The sequence below is a fragment of the Legionella maioricensis genome, from assembly GCF_023618015.1.
In the GTDB taxonomy this organism is placed as follows: domain Bacteria; phylum Pseudomonadota; class Gammaproteobacteria; order Legionellales; family Legionellaceae; genus Legionella; species Legionella maioricensis.
The window spans coordinates 121,596-139,419 of the sequence record NZ_JAJKBJ010000011.1 but is presented as its reverse complement, the minus strand read 5'-3'; the positions used below and the strand labels follow the sequence as shown (position 1 = coordinate 139,419).

Below are 17,824 nucleotides of genomic sequence, written 5' to 3'. Positions count from 1 at the left end.
CATAGAGGTAATCAAGAGACAGTTAAAAGCATGAGGGCAAGCCATTAGACTTCTTTCCCATCATGGGTAATTACAATCACCTGAGGTTACAGTATAGTCATATACGTCCATCCCTTTTCGGTCGATTATATGGTAAGAGACGTTTATTCCTTTAGAGAGGTAGTCTTTCAACGCCTGGTTACTGCAAACGAGATGAATCAGCTTAGGTTTAATGAGGAAAGAAAAAACATTGAGGCTGATATCTGATTTATCTTTTTGCATTAAGCGATAAACATAAGTGAGCAAATTTTTATTATTAAAGGAAACTTTTTCTATTTCCGTTTCGTCGTCCATTTTAATTGGCAAACTTTTATTAATCAGATTAACCTCCTGGCTGATCTTATAGGTCACATCATTGCGATGGATGAACTGATTAATAATTTGCATAATACCTGCTAGAAGAAATAAAGACCCCAAAATTACCGCAATCTTGGCAAGGATAGGCCAGAGTTTATTTTTCGTATAGTGATTGCTGCTATTCCAAATGGCGACATAGATAAAGGGAAAATAGAGAAAAGGAAAAAGTAAGTACAGATAAAAAAACCATTGGCTATGGGGAATTAAGGAAATTTTTAAATAATATTTATCAATGATCATTCCTATCAAGCGATAAATAATTCCCGGGAGGACGCCAAATAACCAATAGGTAAAAACTAAGGGAATATTACCTTTGAGCAAATTTAGTTTCATCGAGTCCATCCAATTATTGGGCTAATAAAGAGTAACATATCATCAAAATAGGTCTTAAATGAATAGAGATTTTGAGCTCCTTCCCTTAAGCTTTACTGTATAAAAGTCGCTGAAATCTGCAACGCAGCGATTAGCGAAATAATAATTACTATCCGTACCAGTAAGTAAATTTGCGCTTTTTTCACTCCATGGATTGCCATTATTTTTAGATGTCTTATTTTATTTGACGTATTACTCCCGATAAATGTTCTATGCGGATTAATAACTCCTCCATCGGTTTTAAATAGGAACATCTCATCATCTCGAAAATAGGCGTCCCCATAATCGACGAGTAATTGTTCCCCCTTTAAGATGTCCTTAGTAGCCGTGTACACAATCACCTCTATGCCATTTAAATAATGACTATTTGATTTTATATTCGCTTCCAAAAACGATGATTTTGATGAAGTATGGCGTTGGGGGGCATGATTAATAAAGCGCGTTATATTCCCATGTTGGCAGGCATCAAGCCGCATCATGAGGCAATCGGCTTTAGGTATAAATGAGAATGGGGAGCGGGGTAAATCATGGTTTTTTATTCCCGTATAAAAAGAAATAATCTCTCCTTTTTTAATGTGTTCTCTGCTGTATACCCCAAGGCCAATTTCAGGATGGATATACCGTATTTCGTAACGACTAAAATCACGTGGCGTTTTTAATAGTGCAATCAGTTTTTCATCACTTATATATAAAGCATCGCCATCGACAGAAGATGGAAGATCCTTAATCGTAAACTGGTCGTTAATAATAATGGCTTCTGAAAATACAAATTTAAAGCCCAATAAATGACTGGTTATCGCTTCTAATTGTCCAATGGAGATGGTTTCTTTAGCTGCTTTGCATCGATTAATTGAAAAATGAAGGTCATTGACTTGTGGGGATATTTGAAAAAGAGGAGATGGATTTATTTTGAAAATACAATCAAGTGGTTTCTCCGCTTTTATTAACCTTGAGTAAACATAAATGCCAGAATAAAGTAGTCCCTCTACATTCTCGTATTCGTAGTGAAGCAGGTGATGGGGAATTGGAATGCAGGGTTCATTAATTAAGGGGTGAATAAAATCTGAGTCGTTGATTAATTGTTTAAGACTTATTTCGCGATTATCGGCAAAGCGGGCCAGGCCCGCATCAATGTCAATAGCAACCTGGCTATGTGGCGAGCAAGGATTCTTATTCGAAAGAGTGATATTAACCAAGTTCCTTTCCTTTATTGCCTTCGCAAAATTCGAGCGATTAAATCTTTTTACTGGCAGCACTACCCGTTTTATTGAGTAGCGCTTTTCTTAGGACCGAAAAGACATCAATTAAGTCCAAGTTCTGCAACAAAAGCCAACCCCAGTTTGGTAAAGTTAATCATATGATCCAGATTAATGATTTCGAGTTTGTCTTCCGATGAGTGAATGTAGGGGTTATCATCATCTAAGGTAGTTCCCGATGGATAACCGGCGCTGAAGCCCTGTTGCGACCAGTTGGCATGATCACTACAGGCATAGCCACATTCTGTATATGCGACAGGAATTTTAACATAATAAGTTAATAGTTCTGCCATAAATTGGGTTAATTTCGGGTCGACGTAATCCTTCATTAACCAGATGGTTTGGTCTTTGGGATCAGCCCGGTACCCTGCCTGGTCTAATTGCATTACTGCTTTTACCGAAATTTTTTTATCTAAAAAGGAGCGAACTACATAACCGGAACCCACCAAACCTTGTTCTTCCGCTGCATAAGCAATGATATACACCGGATGATCCAGCGTGAACTCCGCAGATAAAAGAACCCTGGCAATCTCCAATGCGACGGAAATGCCACTTGAATCATCGTCTGCCCCCGGCATATTCCCACTTAAGGTATCAATATGCGCGCCAATAACAATTGCATCAGCAGTTTTATCTTTTCCGATGACGGTTACTACAGAAGGTTGCTTGTACTTGGTGCCCGTGTTTACAAAATAACTACTAACATCATTGCGTCCATAATCATGGGCTAAAGTATCAAATTGTTGTTTAAACCATTGAGCCGCAGCAACCCCGGTAGTTTTGCTGGCTGCTCTATTGATGTAACTGGTAAGGTGCTGGTTGGTCTGCCAAATCTTCTGGGGGTCGATGCGTTGATACAGGTGCATGACCTGGGGCTCATGGTTTACAGGAAATGAATGGAGAGTAGAAAATACTTTTTTTGCGGTTAGTTGTGCTAATAACTGCGGTGAGTCAAGCGAACTATAAGTCGGATTACCCAAATAGGAGTCCAAATTAAGAAATTTACCGCAAACCAATCTTTTTTCATGCAGGATTTGTAAGGTTTCATCATCCATCATTGTTTCTATTAAACTGAATTGGTCCGATTGAGCAAGCAGGTTCGCTTTGTCTTTTAATACATTGAACATACAGTTTGAAACAATTAATTTGTCTTTTAGGGTGGCAGGGCTTGATATTCCTGCCGTACTGAAAAAGCTTATGAAGACCATCATAAGAAAACCATACTTACATGACATGGTACAACCTCCATTTAATAACTTTGCTAAGGGTGAAATTAAGCCTATGTTATTTCTTAAGCATGATCTTCTTCACTCTTAAGTAAATCATGAGGGGCTTTTTGATAAGTATTTTCCAGATCATCTTGGACTACAATGGCCAGATTATTGATGGCTTCGATGGACTCTGCTGTTTTCAGCAGCCCTGTTTTAAATATCCAGCCTTTGGGCAGTTTAAGTGTTGTACCGAGTTGTGCGAGCGATTGCTCTGTTTGGGGCGATTGTTGAATACTATAAGACTGCATCACAAACACCTCTCCATTGGCATCAATAAGTTCATAAATGGGTTTCCCAGCTTCATAGAACCAGGTGGTTTGACGTTTCACATGGTGTTGATGGTAAGGAAAACGGGATTTCAATAGGTCGACCCACTTAATATCGAGTACTCCTACCTCTCGCATGGCAAGTCCGTTGATTGTTTTAATGGCAGAATTAATCAAATTGGAATGGTTAAATCCATCAATAACCCAATAGCGTGGGCCATTTAAATGAGCGAAAGAAAAACCGGTTTCCTGTTTGACCTGGGCGACTGTTACTTTATCCCATATATTGGGAGGGCAATCGTTTAATCCCAAAGTATTGTAAATGGCATAACTCGTAATTTTTTTGGATAAAATAATCTCGCAGTATCGCTCCCCTCGCATGTGCATTCGCTCTGCTCCTTGAGAGAGGGGCGAGAAGAGCGACAGGAATAATAAGAGAGAAATTATTTTTTTTGCGCTTGCTCGGCAGGAGAAAGTAATTAAGTGAAGCGGGTTGAATAAACGGGTGAAATCAAGCTGCATTGTTACTCCCTGTAAGCAAGATGCATTAAGAAATTTATAAGCATTAACCTTAAGGGGGATTGTCATAAAATGCAACAGGATCAATCGGGAGCCTTTATTAGAAGTTGCCGTTACACTGCCAGTGAATTAGGACGCTTGCTAGCGCTCGAGATGACGAAAAGAGTCTTCTTAATAAAGCCTTAATTAAATTTGTATACAATATGAGCAAATTTTGCAATGTATTTGAATTACAGGGCATTCTCGGATTCACTGCCGTTAAGTTAAAGAATTTTTCGTCATCCGGAGGAGATTGCGACGAAGGATCTCCCAATATTCAGGAGATCTCTCGCTATGCTCGAGATGACGTTTTTTCTTAACTTAATGGTAGGACTCCTCGGATTCACTTAATTTTCATTAGGAAAAAATATGACGAAATATATTAATTTATCAGTTTTCCTGTTAATAGGTTTTTTATGTTCACAAGGACATGCGCAAAAGACCATTAAACTGAGTCCCAATGAAACCAAGCTGCTTACCAACCATACCTTATGGACGGTCAATGCTACCTGTACCATTCAGGGCTCTAACCAAACGTCTAGCAAAATAAGGATTAGCGTTTTAAAGAATAAAGGGACAATTAATGGTAAAAGTGTTGCTACAGGTCATGCCACCATGGTCACCGTAAAAAATAACAGCAGCATCTCTGTTAGTGCAGAATCTGGAACGCAAATTAATTTAATCAATTTGGGCACTGAAGGATTACAAGCAGTCTGCAATACCTGATTTTCTATGTCAGGGACTCCTCAGAAATCGATTGGCCCATCAACGTCTCGCAACTGGTTTTGTGTTGTTGCATTGATGAGTTCCAGTACACCTACGCCACGCTGCTATACACTTGTCCGTGGGATCTAGACACCTAGCTCTGTGCCTGACTATCTGGATCCCGCGGACAAGTGTATAGCAGCGGGACGTGGGTGGTACAGAGGATTGATGCGACAACGCTAACTGCTTTGCGGGATCCAACGCTTCTCTAAGTACATAATGAGTACGACAGAACTCATCTGCTTCAAGAGGACATGAGGCGTGATGAATTATTTATAATTAGCAATAACCTTCATACAAAAAATATCGTATATTATCCCCATTGTATGATCAGAAAGGCCTACGCCTCAAACATCGTCCATCTGAGACCTATTTTGTGATCAGAATTTCACTGCATGGAATGAGTACGTATGAAAACGATAGATTTACGAAGTGATACAGTTACAAAGCCCAGTAAAGCAATGTTAGAGGCCATGCTGCATGCTGAAGTAGGCGACGATGTGTATGGCGAAGATCCTACTGTGAATAAATTGCAAGCAATAATTGCTGAGCGGGCGAGTAAGGAAGCCGCTTTATTTGTGCCCAGCGGAACGCAATCGAATTTACTTGGCATCATGTCTCACTGTGAGCGCGGCGATGAGTACATTGTGGGACAAAAAGCTCATACTTACCTGTGGGAAGGAGGGGGCGCCGCCGTTTTAGGCAGTATTCAGCCTCAACCTCTGGATTTTGAAACAGACGGTAGTTTATGTTTAGATAAAGTGGATATGGCCATTAAACCCCTTGATGATCATTATGCCCGGACACGATTACTCTGTCTTGAAAATACCACCGCGGGCAAAGTATTGCCTCTTTCTTATTTGAACGAGGTACGCGTTTTCTGTCAGTCTCGCGGTCTATTCAGCCACCTTGATGGTGCACGAGTCTTTAATGCCGCGGTTAAACTCAATGTTGAGTTGCACACTATTAGTCAAAACTTTGATTCAATATCGATTTGCTTATCCAAGGGTTTAGGGGCGCCTATAGGTTCCGTATTGTGTGGAACAAAAGAATTCATTAATAAAGCCAGACGCTGGCGAAAAGTGCTTGGCGGCGGAATGCGCCAGGCGGGAATTATGGCTGCGGCTGGAATTTTTGCTTTAGAAAATAACGTTGATCGATTAAAAGACGATCACGAGCATGCTCAGGCACTGGCGTCTGGTTTAGCTGAAATTGCTGAAATTGAAGTGGATATAGGGGCATTGCAAACCAATATAGTCCTTATTAAAGCACCAAATCATTATGCGGGATTATGGGAACATTTACAGCAGCAAGGGATTATTTTTCCCAGGCATCCTAATAAAGCGAATATCATCAGGTTAGCGACTCATCTTGATATTTCTGGCATGGATATTAATCGTACTATTCAAGAAATAAAAAAATATTATTATTTAACCAAGTAAGCGTTACTAAAGTTTTTTTACCTTCGAATCATAAGGCCTCTCTTGCGAAAGGAGTTTGCATAAGAAGAGGTCTTTCACTTGAACACTGAGCTATCCTGAAGAGCCGGGCACGAAGGATTTCACGCTATCCAGGAGCCCTCGCGACGCTCGGGATTGTTTTTTCTTAACCTAATGAAGGGCTAGGGAGAGGGATAAATGAATATAGAATTCCAGGATTTACGTGAGCAACTTCTTCAATTTAAGCATGCTGATTCAGCGGGCAGGGTCACTATTTTAGATAAGACGGCACTGGCAATAAAAAATTTACCCCAGCAAATCCAGAATAAAGAAAGAGCAGGGGATGCCTATACGAAAATGTCCTATGCCGCAACGCTTATCAATTATGCTGATGCTTTGCAGCGGATAGAAAATCAGGATTATTTTAATATTTTAATTGATTTCAAAATGGTTCCTCTTTTTGAGGACCCTCGTTTTTCTGTTTTAAACCAGTATTTCGAGTTTCATCATACGAAACCCCAGATGCGGTTGAAAAAACCAATAAACCAAATCCCTACCACAATATGGCAACTTTTTCGCGTGGCGCAAAAAGCTCAATTGGAATTAAAAGGTACTTTAAACCAATATCATTTAGATGAACTTGATATTTTAAACCCACCCCCCGATCAATTGTATCCGCTTCCCATCCAGATGATGGGGCAGTATGAAAATGAATCTGTTGATCGCGTGAGTGCTACCCCATCGGGGAAGTATCGCTTTGCAACAAGATTTGGTGAGTATCTACTACCAGGCGGCGGTATGGTAGAAATTGATTTGGAAAAGACCCCCGAGAATCTCTTACGCAAAATGCTGGATGAGCATTTGGAAGAAGAGCATGCCAATCTCTGGATTAAAGCAAATCATTATTATGATGAAATAAATCCGGATGAATTTGTAACAGTGATTACCCAAAGCATGGCGCATCATTCAAAATTAGATTCAATTTTAGAAAATCCCGGTATCAGGGAACAATTAGAGGCTGTTCTTGTTACCAGAAAAAACAACTCTGTTATTATTGCAGAGCTCATGGAGCTCATTAATCACTTAAAATTAAGCTCGGATCTTCAGAAAAAAAGCAATCAGCAACACCTGATTCATGGATTAAAAGCAGCGATTCAAGTGGAACCCTTTAAACGAACCGCTTTATATGACGAAGCCTATCAGTTTATAAAATCCCATAGCATAAGGCGGAGAATTGAACAATTCGGTGATACTCGGGCAGTGGGTGGGAAACAAATTTCTAACAGTTTTTTAATGACGGGTGAGCCATTAGACGTTTGGTTCAGTGCTAAATTCCCCGATTATGGTTGTAAATTTGGCGATGACCTTACTGGCTGTGGCGTTGAAAGTCTTACCCTGTTGCAAGCCCTGGCTCAATTTCGCCTGGTAAAATATTCTCATATCTTGATTGTGTTGGCCCATCAACTAGTTGGTTTTAAACGGAATACATTGTATTTTGATGAAGTCTGGGATATTAAGGAATTCCAAAAGGCGCGAAAGACGCTTCTTAGGGAAGCTCAAGCTGCCTCAAAGTTGATTCAGACTGGATTATAATACGTGTAGAGATAATGTCTCGGATGACATTGGTTTTTAAAGCCCTATGGCGTTGGCAAAATCAATAAGTAATCCTATGATATGTCATTCAAGAAAGTGTAATTTAAATGGGTAATAGTTCATTATCATTAGATTCTTAAATATCTATAAATCTATAATCAAGGAGATAAAAGCATGGTTCAGGCTATTCCAGAAGGATTTCACAGCGTTACCCCAACCTTTACTTTTAAAGACAGTCACCAAGCGATTGAGTTTTATAAAAAGGCCTTTAATGCAAAACTGATTGATCTTTTCCCTGCTATGAATGGAAAAGGCGTTATGCACGCAACAATCAAGATTGGTAATTCGATTATAATGATGGGCGATGAAATGAACAGTGATAATTGTCCTAAAAGTGCTGAAACTACCGGGGGCTCTCCTATAGGTTTCTTTATATATGTTTCTGATGTGGATTCAGCGTTCAAGCAGGCTGTAAATGCTGGAGGCCAGGCGACTATGCCTGTAGCGGATATGTTTTGGGGTGATCGGGTAGGACAAATTAAAGATCCCTTTGGTTATTCCTGGATGATTGCGACGCACACCATGGATCTGACCGATGAAGAAATAAAGAAAAAAGCAGCTGATTTTTTTGCATCCGTGGCAAAAAAATAAGGACTTGTAGCCCTATTAGCGCCGTTTAATACGAGAATACCAGAAAAACCGTATTACGCTGCGCGAATACGAGCTGCATTTGGATAAAAAGATAATGGATGAGACCAAACGTAACGAAAAAACTTATTTGCTGAAAGAGGAAATGATGCTGGCCGAAACTTTGGTTTTTTTGCCAGGAGTTTTATCAGACCATAGGGTATGGTCTTATCAAATAAGCCATCTAAGCGAGCTGGTTACTTGTCGTGTAATCCCTTTGGTAACCAGCAATAACACTTCAGATTTACTCCAAACGGTATTAAGCCAGGTTGAAGGTAATTTCTTTTTAGCAGGACACTCCATGGGAGGATGGTTAGCCTTGGAACTGGCCAGGAAAGTGCCTGAACGGGTGTTAAAATTGTGTTTGTTGAATACTTCCGCCCAACCTGACTCTGTAGCAAAGCAGCAAAGCAGAATGGAAATGATTCAGGCTGTTGAACAAGGCGCTTTTCAAACAGTAGCTGCAGCGCTGGCGGAGCGTTATGTTTACTCTAAGAAAGTAAAAAAGGACGTCCTCTCCATGTTTTTAAGTGTTGGGGAGCAGGCATTTGTCAATCAGCAAAAGGCCTTATTAACGCGCCAGGAATGCAGTTCATTTCTCCATCAACTCCCTATGCCTACTTTAGTCATTCATGCACAACAAGATAAGAATTTTTCTTTGGCTGTGCATCAGGAGTTGGTGGCTAAAATCCCCCAGGCAAAACTAGCGATTATTGAGGATAGTGGGCACATGTGTCCTATGGAATCCCCTCAGGCCGTAACCGCTTTATTACGATTCTGGCTTAATTATTTTTAATGTGCTTATGCATCACTGACGTAGAAGAGCAGTTAATGAAATAGGAAATAACTTGGCTTAGCAATTGATTTTATTCTATATTAAGACATATGGAAGACTTGGGGGCACTGCCATTAGTTAAGGAATTTTTTCGTCATCCAGAGGTGCTTGCGACGAAGGCGCTCGTGATATTCAGGAGATCCTTTGCTATGCTCTGATGACATTTTTTCAACTTAATGGCAGACAGTCATCTTGGGTATAGGGCTTTAGGGGGCTCAGATGAATATACTAGAAGGCGATATCGCTGATTTTAAGATGGTTCTAAAACGAAATGATGAATCTGAAAATGACTATACTCTGGAATGCATCAATAACATTCAGGATGATGAAAATAGTATAAAGTATATTGAATCCTATTTTCTCGTGACTAGAAAGTCGAATCAAATTAAAAAAAAGTACAATGCAGGGCCTGGCAACCTTTGGTTAAATCACTTTGAAAATGATTTAAAAAAGGGGGCTTTCAACGCTTAATTTAATTCGTTTGCCCCCAAGCCCCTCTCAGGTTTCTCTAACCACCATTCATCTTCTCTATTAGATTAGAGCAATTTATTCAGATGAAGCAGAATTTACAATTGATTGAAAGTCATACTATTGTCTGAAATATCAAAAGAAGGTTCACTGTGTGCTTGACAACCCCTGCAGCCTCCCGCTGCAAATAATCCCATTCCTGAGAGGGATGCTGCAATACCGACGCTGGCGACAACTACTCCTGGAATACCAAAAGTTGCAGCATTAAGGACGGCAAATGCGATAACTACTGCGAGCATTCCTGCTGCAGCGATAAAACCACCTATAACCATCATGCTCAAATCCGCCATGGCTATAGCGTCAGCGTTTTCATTGAAAGTTGTATTTTGTTGAGAATGCTCTATTGTTGTATAGGCTTTTCTAGAGACCGGTAAATAAGGCTCCACTAATTCTTTATTATCAACAATAAATGTTCGAATTTCTTCATAGTTAAGTGCGGGTTCAAAATCACTGGTTCGCCATCTATATATTACCGATATAGAGCTTTCTTTCGTTAACCATAGTCGATTTCTGTACAATAATGGAATTAATCCTGCAGTATATTCTTTTAATTGAGGATCGTTTAAACGCGTCGTAGTGAGACTTACAAAAAAATCTCTATTTTCATTAAGATACTTTCGAACTTCAGTAACGTCGTAAATGGAATTACGTGGCATAACAAGACTCCTCAATTAATTTAAATGTACAATCGACATTGAGGGCGTTTACTCTGTTGGTGGAATAGCGCTAAGCATATCCAGAGTACCAATTAAGAGAAACATGACAAATGAGTTAGGTCATTAAGGAAACTAAAAATGAAAGCTAGTTTCGCTGAACCAAAAACTCAATGAGAAGGGATGTAGCAAGTACATCTTTCTTCATTATGTCTTTACCTCAGCGACGAACCCGTTTAATGATTAAAACTAGGAGCACCAGTTCTCCATTAGTCCTTAAGGGAGAGGATAGATCGCGGTTTTAGTCAGCAATTATACTGTTTGTTTGGTTGTGCGTCAATTCGGAGCTATGTGATGAGACACCAGTACTAGTCCTCATCAGTCAAATTAAACGCTTCTTGAATGTTTTCCAGCTGTTCTTCAACCACATTCAATTTTTCAAAGCTGGCTATATGATATAGGGCTTGTCCTGAATGAACCAATGGCAACATATTCTCACCAATAATGATTCCGGAAAGTGGGGACTTTAATTGGTATTCTTCAGTGCTGGTGGGGTTGGCAATAATTGCAATGACTTGCCCTTTACTCACCCGGCTTCCTGCTTTTTTAATGTGTCTTAAAATGCCGCTAGAGGGGGCTCTTAACCAGTAACTGTTTCTTGAAACAGTGGGCGTAAATTTTTTTATCCCATATTTACCTGGTTTAATCATTTGCAATGCTACCATAACACTCAAAATACCATTGATGCCTGTTCTAATGGATAACTCATCAAAGCGTAAAGCCTCTCCGCCTTCATAGACTAAAAAAGGAATATTCTGTGCATTGGCGTACTCTCGCATAGAGCCGTCTCTAACGACAGAATGCAGGATTACCGGGACATTAAAAGCAAGGGCTAGCTCTTCCGTGCCTGGCATATCAAGATTTGCCCTAATCTGGGGAAAATTAAAACGATGATTTGAACCGGCGTGCAAATCAATAGCATGAGTCGATTGAGACAAAATTTGTTTGCTGATAATGTCGGCAAGAATTGATGCAAGGGATCCTTTCGGACTACCTGGAAATGAGCGGTTCAAATCTCTTCTGTCTATTAGATATCGTTGCTGATATAAAAAGCCATATACGTTTACAATGGGGATGGCAATAATACTTCCCTTTATATTCTTTAACCCTTTTTTTCTAAGAAAACGGCGCAAGATTTCAACACCATTTATTTCGTCACCGTGAATGGCTGCAGTAACACATAACGTAGGCCCATCTTCCTTACCATTAATCACATGGATAGGTAAACTGACAGGGGTCCAGTCATATAATTTGGGCATGGGCAAAAAAATCGTTTTGCGCTCGCCGGGCTTAATTTTCTCATCCCCAATTACAATGCATTCCCTATTCATCATTATTATCCCTGTTAATGATCACATGAGCCAATTAGCTTAATGTTCTCTTATTATGTTGGATTATCTTTGCGGCGATAGCAAGTTGGGCAGTAAGCGGTTGCGTTAGACGTGTTGCTGCAAGGGGCGCAATCCGTATGCCTTTACTTTTCCATACGGACTACACTTATTATTTTTACCACTCCCAGAGCGATTTGGAATCGTAAACTGGCTGGGGCGGGCATTCCAACTGTTCCTTGAGTAAAGCGCAATCTTGCATTCTCACCTCACGTAAACGGGTAAGCGCTGCTAAATCATGATTGACATCGACTGCTCGGACGCGACATGCCGCATCCTCTGTACCTATGTCCCAGATTTTTGCTCCTTCAATGCCAAAATCAATACCCAGTTTCGCATCCAATTCTTCATTCCATATTTGTTCTTCATCCGTAACACAATTTTGGATATTCAGTGTTCTGTTAAATTCTCCCTGATCAAATTGGGGCAATGGATAAAATGGTTCATCAGGGGCACAATAATGCTGACGCACATGAGTTGGCAGATCGCGCTGGAGCCTTCCAACGACGGTGCACCAATAATTTTTACCCTGTTCATGCGTCCATAGAGTAAGATTCTCGCTATAAGTTTTGAGGGCGTTAAGGAGTGGTTCAAAGTTAAAATATTTTTCCGTATGGGTTTGACCTTTGTACTCATAGGTAACCCCGCCTTTTTTCTCAAACCGTTCGTATTGAGTCAGTAATTCCTTCCTTAGCATTTCCCCTTCTTCGTTTTGAGGAATACAATTAATCATCATCTGTCCCATGTAACGGACATCCAAAGTCCATAAGATGAGTTCAAAAGCGGTAATGTTGGTAAATTTACGTCCTGACGGGTCAATGACGGTGCCGCGTTCTAATAATAATTCTGGATAGGCGCTAAGTATCTTTTCTGCCATATCCTGATTACCTTCGGCTACGTAGCCCAGTAGTAATCCTACTTTGTACCTGGACTGAAAAAAGCCATTAAACGTTTTATTCACTAAAGCCGTATTTCTTAGATCAGGTGAGTTATCCTTAAAAAAAGGAGCAAATGCATCAAGAAGTACATCTTCAGAAATTTCTTCAAGTTGCCTACGCGATTGGTCTACCATAGTGGATCTCAATATTAAGTGTGCGCCAATTATACAACACGCTTCTTTTTAGATCCATCCTTATTTTTATTCGCCAATGGCTTTGCCTGGAATATGCAAAAAATGTTTTAACTCCAGATTTTGGTATTATTTCTGCCTCCATCTTTAGCTTTATAGAGAGCCTTATCTGCGTTTTCAATGGATTGTTCAACGGAAATATCGGAGCCAATTGGTGCAATGCCAAAGGATGCGGTGATTTTAATGAGTTGATTATCGTTAACATTGATGTTTAATTCTGAAACTCCTCTACGTAAACGTTCAACCATTTCAAAAGCAAGTTTTGTATCGGCATTTTGAAAACAAATCAAGAACTCCTCTCCGCCGATACGAAAAAATTTATCGTAAGAGCGTATATTCTCAATAATAAAGCGAGATATTCCTGCCAAGACACAATCGCCAGCAGGATGTCCGTATTGATCATTAACTTGTTTAAAATGATCCAGATCTAACATCGCGATGCTGCATGCCTGGACGTTTCGTTTCACTAATGCTTGTTGCTCTCGTAACACGGGTAACAAGCTAATTCGATTGATTGCCCCAGTAAGTGAATCGCGATTGTATATTAATTCGCCCATTTCTCGTTGCAGTACCGCAATTTCAAGACGCATTCTTTCCAGGACATTAGCAAAATTATCATAATCATGGGGTGATACTGTGCCGCCATTAGAGGTAGTAACCAATAATTGAGAAGTGACCTTATGCAAGAGTTGATGTTCTTCACCTAATGCGATAAATCCAGGATTTTTGCGGAGTTTTTCAGGAGCATTTTCATAATACCATTGACCAAATCGACATTCTTTATGGGCATTGGAATCAGTATCGTACCGACTCGCAGGCAATCTACAAACAAGAGAGCGAATAATTAAATTGTACCATTGTTGGTGATTATAAAGAGCTTGTTCCAACTGAAATATGATCTCTTGTAATTCTTCGCGGTTAAGAGCATTTATTTGCATTTATTAATCCATTAATAATTAGATGAAAATTTTACTATAGCGTGAATTATCCTCATAAATACAGAATGGAAAACAAAATTTTTCGCTAATATGGAGCATCTTCTAAGTTATTAACAGAAAAATTAGAGCCGAGAACTCTTGGTTTTGAGTAATCAAGATAACTATACTAACTAAGAGAACAAATTTTTTATTTTTATGTCGAATTTAAAGCACCAAGAGGATGTGGGTGCAATTATTCAGTCAAGAAGTACTATAATATGAAGAGCAAGAATTAAGGATATCAAATTATGTATAGCAAGCTGTTCAGAAGAGTCTCTCTATCAAGTTTTTCATCGGTATCGGAAGTGCATGCCGCTCATAAACCCAGTATATTTATGGGGGCTCTTTCTGGTGAAAGCTGGCGCCACGACAGTATGGGAAAAACATTGAAACATGTCACGGATCCCAACAAATACGTTGAATTACAAAACCACGCTGAAAAGAATTTAAAAAATTGGGCTCAGAAAAAACTGGATCCTCCTTTGATGGTTGAAGTGGTTTATAAAGATTGGGGACTTGCCGCCCAGGAAGCCACTAGAACGTACGGAACAGCTTATGCAGTACTGAATATGGCGAATTCTCTCTTTCCTGGTGGGGCCGCATTAGAGGGAGGAAGTGCTCAGGAAGAAAATCTTTGGCATAGAAGTACATGTGTTCGTTCATTATTGGATGATATTGTTTATTTAGATAAAGAATCTTACCTGTTCCAATACAATGACGTGGGACGGGCATTGCTAGAGGGCAAGGCCAAAATGACGGAAGACGAACTTGATAAATTAAGAACGGTCCGCGGCGACTCTGTTACGGAAGCATATAAAGTTTTTTTTAGCCCAGAATTCAGGATATGCTTTAGAGGACCAGAAGTATTGGTTCCACCCAATATGGATGATACAGGCGCTGGCCATCAACTTGTTGCAGACTGTATGATGAGTTATGTAACTCTTCCACCAACCCATATTTTTCCTTTTTATGAGTTAAGATCTGCTGCTCCGGAACTTATCTCGAAATCGAATAATTGGGATAATCAAGAAGTATTGAAACAGTATGAAATGGATTTGAGGAGACGAATAGGGGCTCAACTGGATACATTAATTGTTGCAGGACAGCACCATGTGATTCTCGGTGCCTGGGGTTGTGGCGCCTTTAAAAACGATCCAGTGCGTGTGGCCAAAATATATTGTGAGGAAATTGAAAAACGAGCCCATTTTTTTCAACACATCCTCTTTCCAATCATTAACACCGATTCTCATATAGATAATTATGGAGTATTTAAAAAATACCTCACTGGTCTGAAATTGAATAATACAGACTCTGCCGATCCTGGCTTTAAATATTAAGAAGAGAAGCGGTTATTAAAGGAGCTTTTAATGTAATCTGATGGCTATGGATCGCCTCCCACTCAATTAATTAAATAAAACTCATCGAAGTACTATCATTTCTTGTCTTCTCGTCGTCAATAAAAGAATCATGAAATTTTTTTAGGGCATCATAGTATTCATCTTTAACTGCGTTCTGTTTCACCGCAGAGGCATGTTTGGGTGTGTCTTGGGTTGCAGAGGGGCTGGGTGCTGGGGGGGCGGCAAATAAGCGAAATTGTTCTCCAACCAAGCTCCGGCAGGCTTTATGGCTTCTCGTTTCTTTTAATGCCTCTAAAAAACTGGCACAACGACTTCTATGGTTATACCACCAGAGGCTTTTAGTGTTTAAGTAGTCCTCCAAGTCATCAACCAACTGCGACTTGGCCTTATTTTTTTGTACCCGCTTAACCAGGTCAACAAACTGCCAGTAGTTTAAGTCCTCTTTGTCTTTTACCAGGTTATATAGTCCATCCGTGTCATATTGGGTACTGACAATGAGTGGTAATATCTCCGGATGCTCATATAAAAAGCGTGCTTGATGCGTTGTAATTCCATAACGATTTTTTAAATCAATCACTTTGAGCGCATTCTTTTCTATCTGGGCGATGTTTTCTATAATCGTCGCATCAATTTCCTTACGCGCAACGAGCGCTTTACATACCTTGGGTACAAACTCTGGTTTAGTAAACGCAATAAGATAGGTAAATAACGCGTTGGTTGAAATGATTTGGTCCTTTATGAAAATCGCTATTCCACTAAAGTCGCTTTCCTTGGTCAGTAGTTGTTCAAGAAAGTCAATGCGGCGCATTACTGCCGTGGCGTATTGCGCATACTCTATTAATCGATGATCTTGTTTTAACTCGGTCATTACAAAGTCATCTTGATTATAAAAAACCGCACTTTTAAATGCATCATAGAGGTCACTACTGTGAATATGGGTATAGTGGCTTTTTAAAAAGGTGAGTAACTCCACTTGACCGCCACTGCCGCATCCTCGCATTATTGCCCACATGGCATGGCAGTCTATTTCTCTAAAGAGGATGTTTTTTCCACGATTATATTGATTTAAAAACCGGAGCAGCAACTCTTGGTGACCTCCCCAAGCAGCCCCTTCGAGCACACAGCATAATAATTCATCTCTGTTTTCAGGAAATTTTTCCAGCAATAAGTTGATTACGTCGACTTGATTACCATATGCCGCGCCATGTACCGCGGCTTTTATTGCACCAGGAGGAATCTTTTCATTATCCTTTAGATACTGAGATAAAACGGTTATATCTCCGCTTTGTGCAAATGCTTTAAGCATTTCACGATCGGAATACCAATCGCGTTTATTTATAATTATCTTTAGCGGTTCTGGGAGTGCATCCATTGACGGTTGCATAGACTTAATATGTCCCCCGATAACTGCTCCATAAAGAATAGAGTCAATGGAGTCATTAAACTCCGTCATTAACCAACAGGCAGACTCCCAATCCCCGTCTTCTGCGCATTGTCCAGCAGGCGTAAGGGCAAGCCCCTTTTTTTCATAGAGATAGCTATTATCTTTTAAACGTAACAAGGAGATTTTCTTCGCATCCCGTTTTTTGGCGGCTTGATAAACTAAATCAAAATTTGACATCACACTTCCTTTAATTTTGTGTTCTATGACGGCGCTGATTAGCACGTATTTTAATTAGCAGGAATAAAATAACAATCCTAATCCTGCTAATATTGAAAATGATGATGGTTACATCCAATGTAGCCTTGCCTTACTTTAAGGAGTTTTTGGCGGAGTGATACGGTCTGGGGCCGTAACATCAAATGATGTTGGAGATGCTGGTTCAGTAAAGAAGGGATGTGGGTTATTCGATACGATCGGTTGACGAATTTTTATTGCTTCTTTAATCATATTTTCAATCTCCGACTGACCTGCATTGTGCGCAGCTTGGCGTGCGGTATTGCCATCTGGGCCTGTTAGATCAAGATTAATATCAGCTCTGGTTAGCAATGCCTTTACCACTTCTTTGTGACCGAAATGCGCTGCTAGGAAAAGTGGGTTAGGGTATTAGGATGTGCTTTATTAGGGTCCACATCCTTTCTGGCCAGCAATAATTCTACTACATCTGCATGACCATTCTGCGACGCGGTTAAAAGAGGGGTAATACCACTGGATACCTTTAGCAAACTTTACGATCAAAAATCAGAAATATATTTTGGCAATCACCCTCAATTCGGTGAGATTCTTGAGCTTATCAAGCAGTTCAGTACAAAAATATAGGAAATCCACATATAAGGTAAATTTTTCCTGCTT

General features: G+C 39.9%; 17 protein-coding genes and 1 pseudogene. 7 read left to right on the top strand and 11 right to left on the bottom strand.

The genetic code is table 11. The annotated features are described in order from the left end of the window. Nucleotides 1-60: 60 nt before the first annotated feature. The 4 genes from LOX96_RS10665 to LOX96_RS10650 all read right to left on the bottom strand — a co-directional run bounded on the left by LOX96_RS10665 (nt 61) and on the right by LOX96_RS10650 (nt 3,948). Entirely contained in the window at nt 61-729 is a 669-nt protein-coding gene (locus LOX96_RS10665) for a DUF8479 domain-containing protein (protein ID WP_250422064.1), read from the bottom strand. A 92-nt stretch (nt 730-821) separates the two neighbouring features. Beyond that, the gene (locus LOX96_RS10660) at nt 822-1,964 is read right to left on the bottom strand and encodes an SET domain-containing protein-lysine N-methyltransferase (protein ID WP_250422065.1); all 1,143 of its coding nucleotides are present in this window, start codon (nt 1,962-1,964) and stop codon (nt 822-824) included. 104 nt (nt 1,965-2,068) lie between these two features. After that, the gene (locus LOX96_RS10655) at nt 2,069-3,259 is read right to left on the bottom strand and encodes a M20/M25/M40 family metallo-hydrolase (RefSeq protein WP_250422066.1); all 1,191 of its coding nucleotides are present in this window, start codon (nt 3,257-3,259) and stop codon (nt 2,069-2,071) included. A 56-nt stretch (nt 3,260-3,315) separates the two neighbouring features. After that, nucleotides 3,316-3,948 (bottom strand): hypothetical protein, encoded by a 633-nt coding sequence (locus LOX96_RS10650; protein ID WP_250422067.1) that lies wholly within the window; start codon nt 3,946-3,948, stop codon nt 3,316-3,318. Between the two features lie 540 nt (nt 3,949-4,488). On the opposite strand from LOX96_RS10650, the gene LOX96_RS10645 reads away from it, so the two are divergent. The 6 genes from LOX96_RS10645 (at nt 4,489) to LOX96_RS10620 (ending at nt 9,909) form a co-directional block, all read left to right on the top strand. After that, nucleotides 4,489-4,845, top strand: coding sequence for an S-Ena type endospore appendage (locus tag LOX96_RS10645; RefSeq protein WP_250422068.1), 357 nt, complete (start codon nt 4,489-4,491; stop codon nt 4,843-4,845). A 449-nt stretch (nt 4,846-5,294) separates the two neighbouring features. After that, complete coding sequence (ltaE, locus tag LOX96_RS10640) at nt 5,295-6,326, top strand: low-specificity L-threonine aldolase (RefSeq protein ID WP_250422069.1); 1,032 nt, start codon at nt 5,295-5,297, stop codon at nt 6,324-6,326. Between the two features lie 195 nt (nt 6,327-6,521). Beyond that, nucleotides 6,522-7,916, top strand: a complete 1,395-nt coding sequence (locus LOX96_RS10635; protein WP_250422071.1) for a hypothetical protein — start codon at nt 6,522-6,524, stop codon at nt 7,914-7,916. Nucleotides 7,917-8,090: 174 nt separating this feature from the next. Next, complete coding sequence (locus tag LOX96_RS10630; protein ID WP_250422072.1) at nt 8,091-8,567, top strand: VOC family protein; 477 nt, start codon at nt 8,091-8,093, stop codon at nt 8,565-8,567. A 94-nt stretch (nt 8,568-8,661) separates the two neighbouring features. Further along, nucleotides 8,662-9,399, top strand: a complete 738-nt coding sequence (locus LOX96_RS10625) for an alpha/beta fold hydrolase (RefSeq protein ID WP_250422073.1) — start codon at nt 8,662-8,664, stop codon at nt 9,397-9,399. Between the two features lie 258 nt (nt 9,400-9,657). After that, nucleotides 9,658-9,909 carry a hypothetical protein gene (locus LOX96_RS10620; RefSeq protein ID WP_250422074.1) on the top strand — a complete coding sequence of 84 codons (252 nt, stop codon included), beginning with the start codon at nt 9,658-9,660 and terminating at the stop codon, nt 9,907-9,909. A 95-nt stretch (nt 9,910-10,004) separates the two neighbouring features. On the opposite strand, the gene LOX96_RS10615 is transcribed toward LOX96_RS10620, so the two are convergent. The 4 genes from LOX96_RS10615 to LOX96_RS10600 form a co-directional block, all read right to left on the bottom strand. Then, nucleotides 10,005-10,622 carry a hypothetical protein gene (locus LOX96_RS10615; protein WP_250422075.1) on the bottom strand — a complete coding sequence of 206 codons (618 nt, stop codon included), beginning with the start codon at nt 10,620-10,622 and terminating at the stop codon, nt 10,005-10,007. 365 nt (nt 10,623-10,987) lie between these two features. After that, complete coding sequence (locus LOX96_RS10610; RefSeq protein WP_431606639.1) at nt 10,988-12,010, bottom strand: succinylglutamate desuccinylase/aspartoacylase family protein; 1,023 nt, start codon at nt 12,008-12,010, stop codon at nt 10,988-10,990. A 175-nt stretch (nt 12,011-12,185) separates the two neighbouring features. Then, nucleotides 12,186-13,139, bottom strand: a complete 954-nt coding sequence (locus LOX96_RS10605; protein WP_250422077.1) for a hypothetical protein — start codon at nt 13,137-13,139, stop codon at nt 12,186-12,188. Between the two features lie 107 nt (nt 13,140-13,246). After that, a complete protein-coding gene (locus LOX96_RS10600; RefSeq protein ID WP_250422078.1) occupies nt 13,247-14,134 on the bottom strand; it encodes a diguanylate cyclase in 888 nt (295 codons plus the stop codon). A gap of 287 nt (nt 14,135-14,421) precedes the next feature. On the opposite strand from LOX96_RS10600, the gene LOX96_RS10595 reads away from it, so the two are divergent. After that, nucleotides 14,422-15,510: a poly(ADP-ribose) glycohydrolase domain-containing protein gene (locus LOX96_RS10595; RefSeq protein ID WP_250422079.1), complete on the top strand. Its 1,089-nt coding sequence runs from the start codon at nt 14,422-14,424 to the stop codon at nt 15,508-15,510. 70 nt (nt 15,511-15,580) lie between these two features. Here the strand turns inward: LOX96_RS10595 and LOX96_RS10590 are convergent, their stop codons facing one another. The 3 genes and pseudogenes from LOX96_RS10590 to LOX96_RS17720 form a co-directional block, all read right to left on the bottom strand. Beyond that, on the bottom strand, nt 15,581-17,152 hold the full coding sequence (locus tag LOX96_RS10590; RefSeq protein ID WP_250422081.1) for a hypothetical protein: 1,572 nt from the start codon (nt 17,150-17,152) through the stop codon (nt 15,581-15,583). 135 nt (nt 17,153-17,287) lie between these two features. Further along, nucleotides 17,288-17,560 (bottom strand): annotated as a pseudogene (locus LOX96_RS10585) (hypothetical protein); the annotation flags it as partial. Next, on the bottom strand, nt 17,557-17,697 hold the full coding sequence (locus LOX96_RS17720; RefSeq protein WP_431606638.1) for a hypothetical protein: 141 nt from the start codon (nt 17,695-17,697) through the stop codon (nt 17,557-17,559). The pseudogene LOX96_RS10585 and the gene LOX96_RS17720, both read right to left, overlap by 4 nt. Nucleotides 17,698-17,824 lie beyond the last annotated feature (127 nt).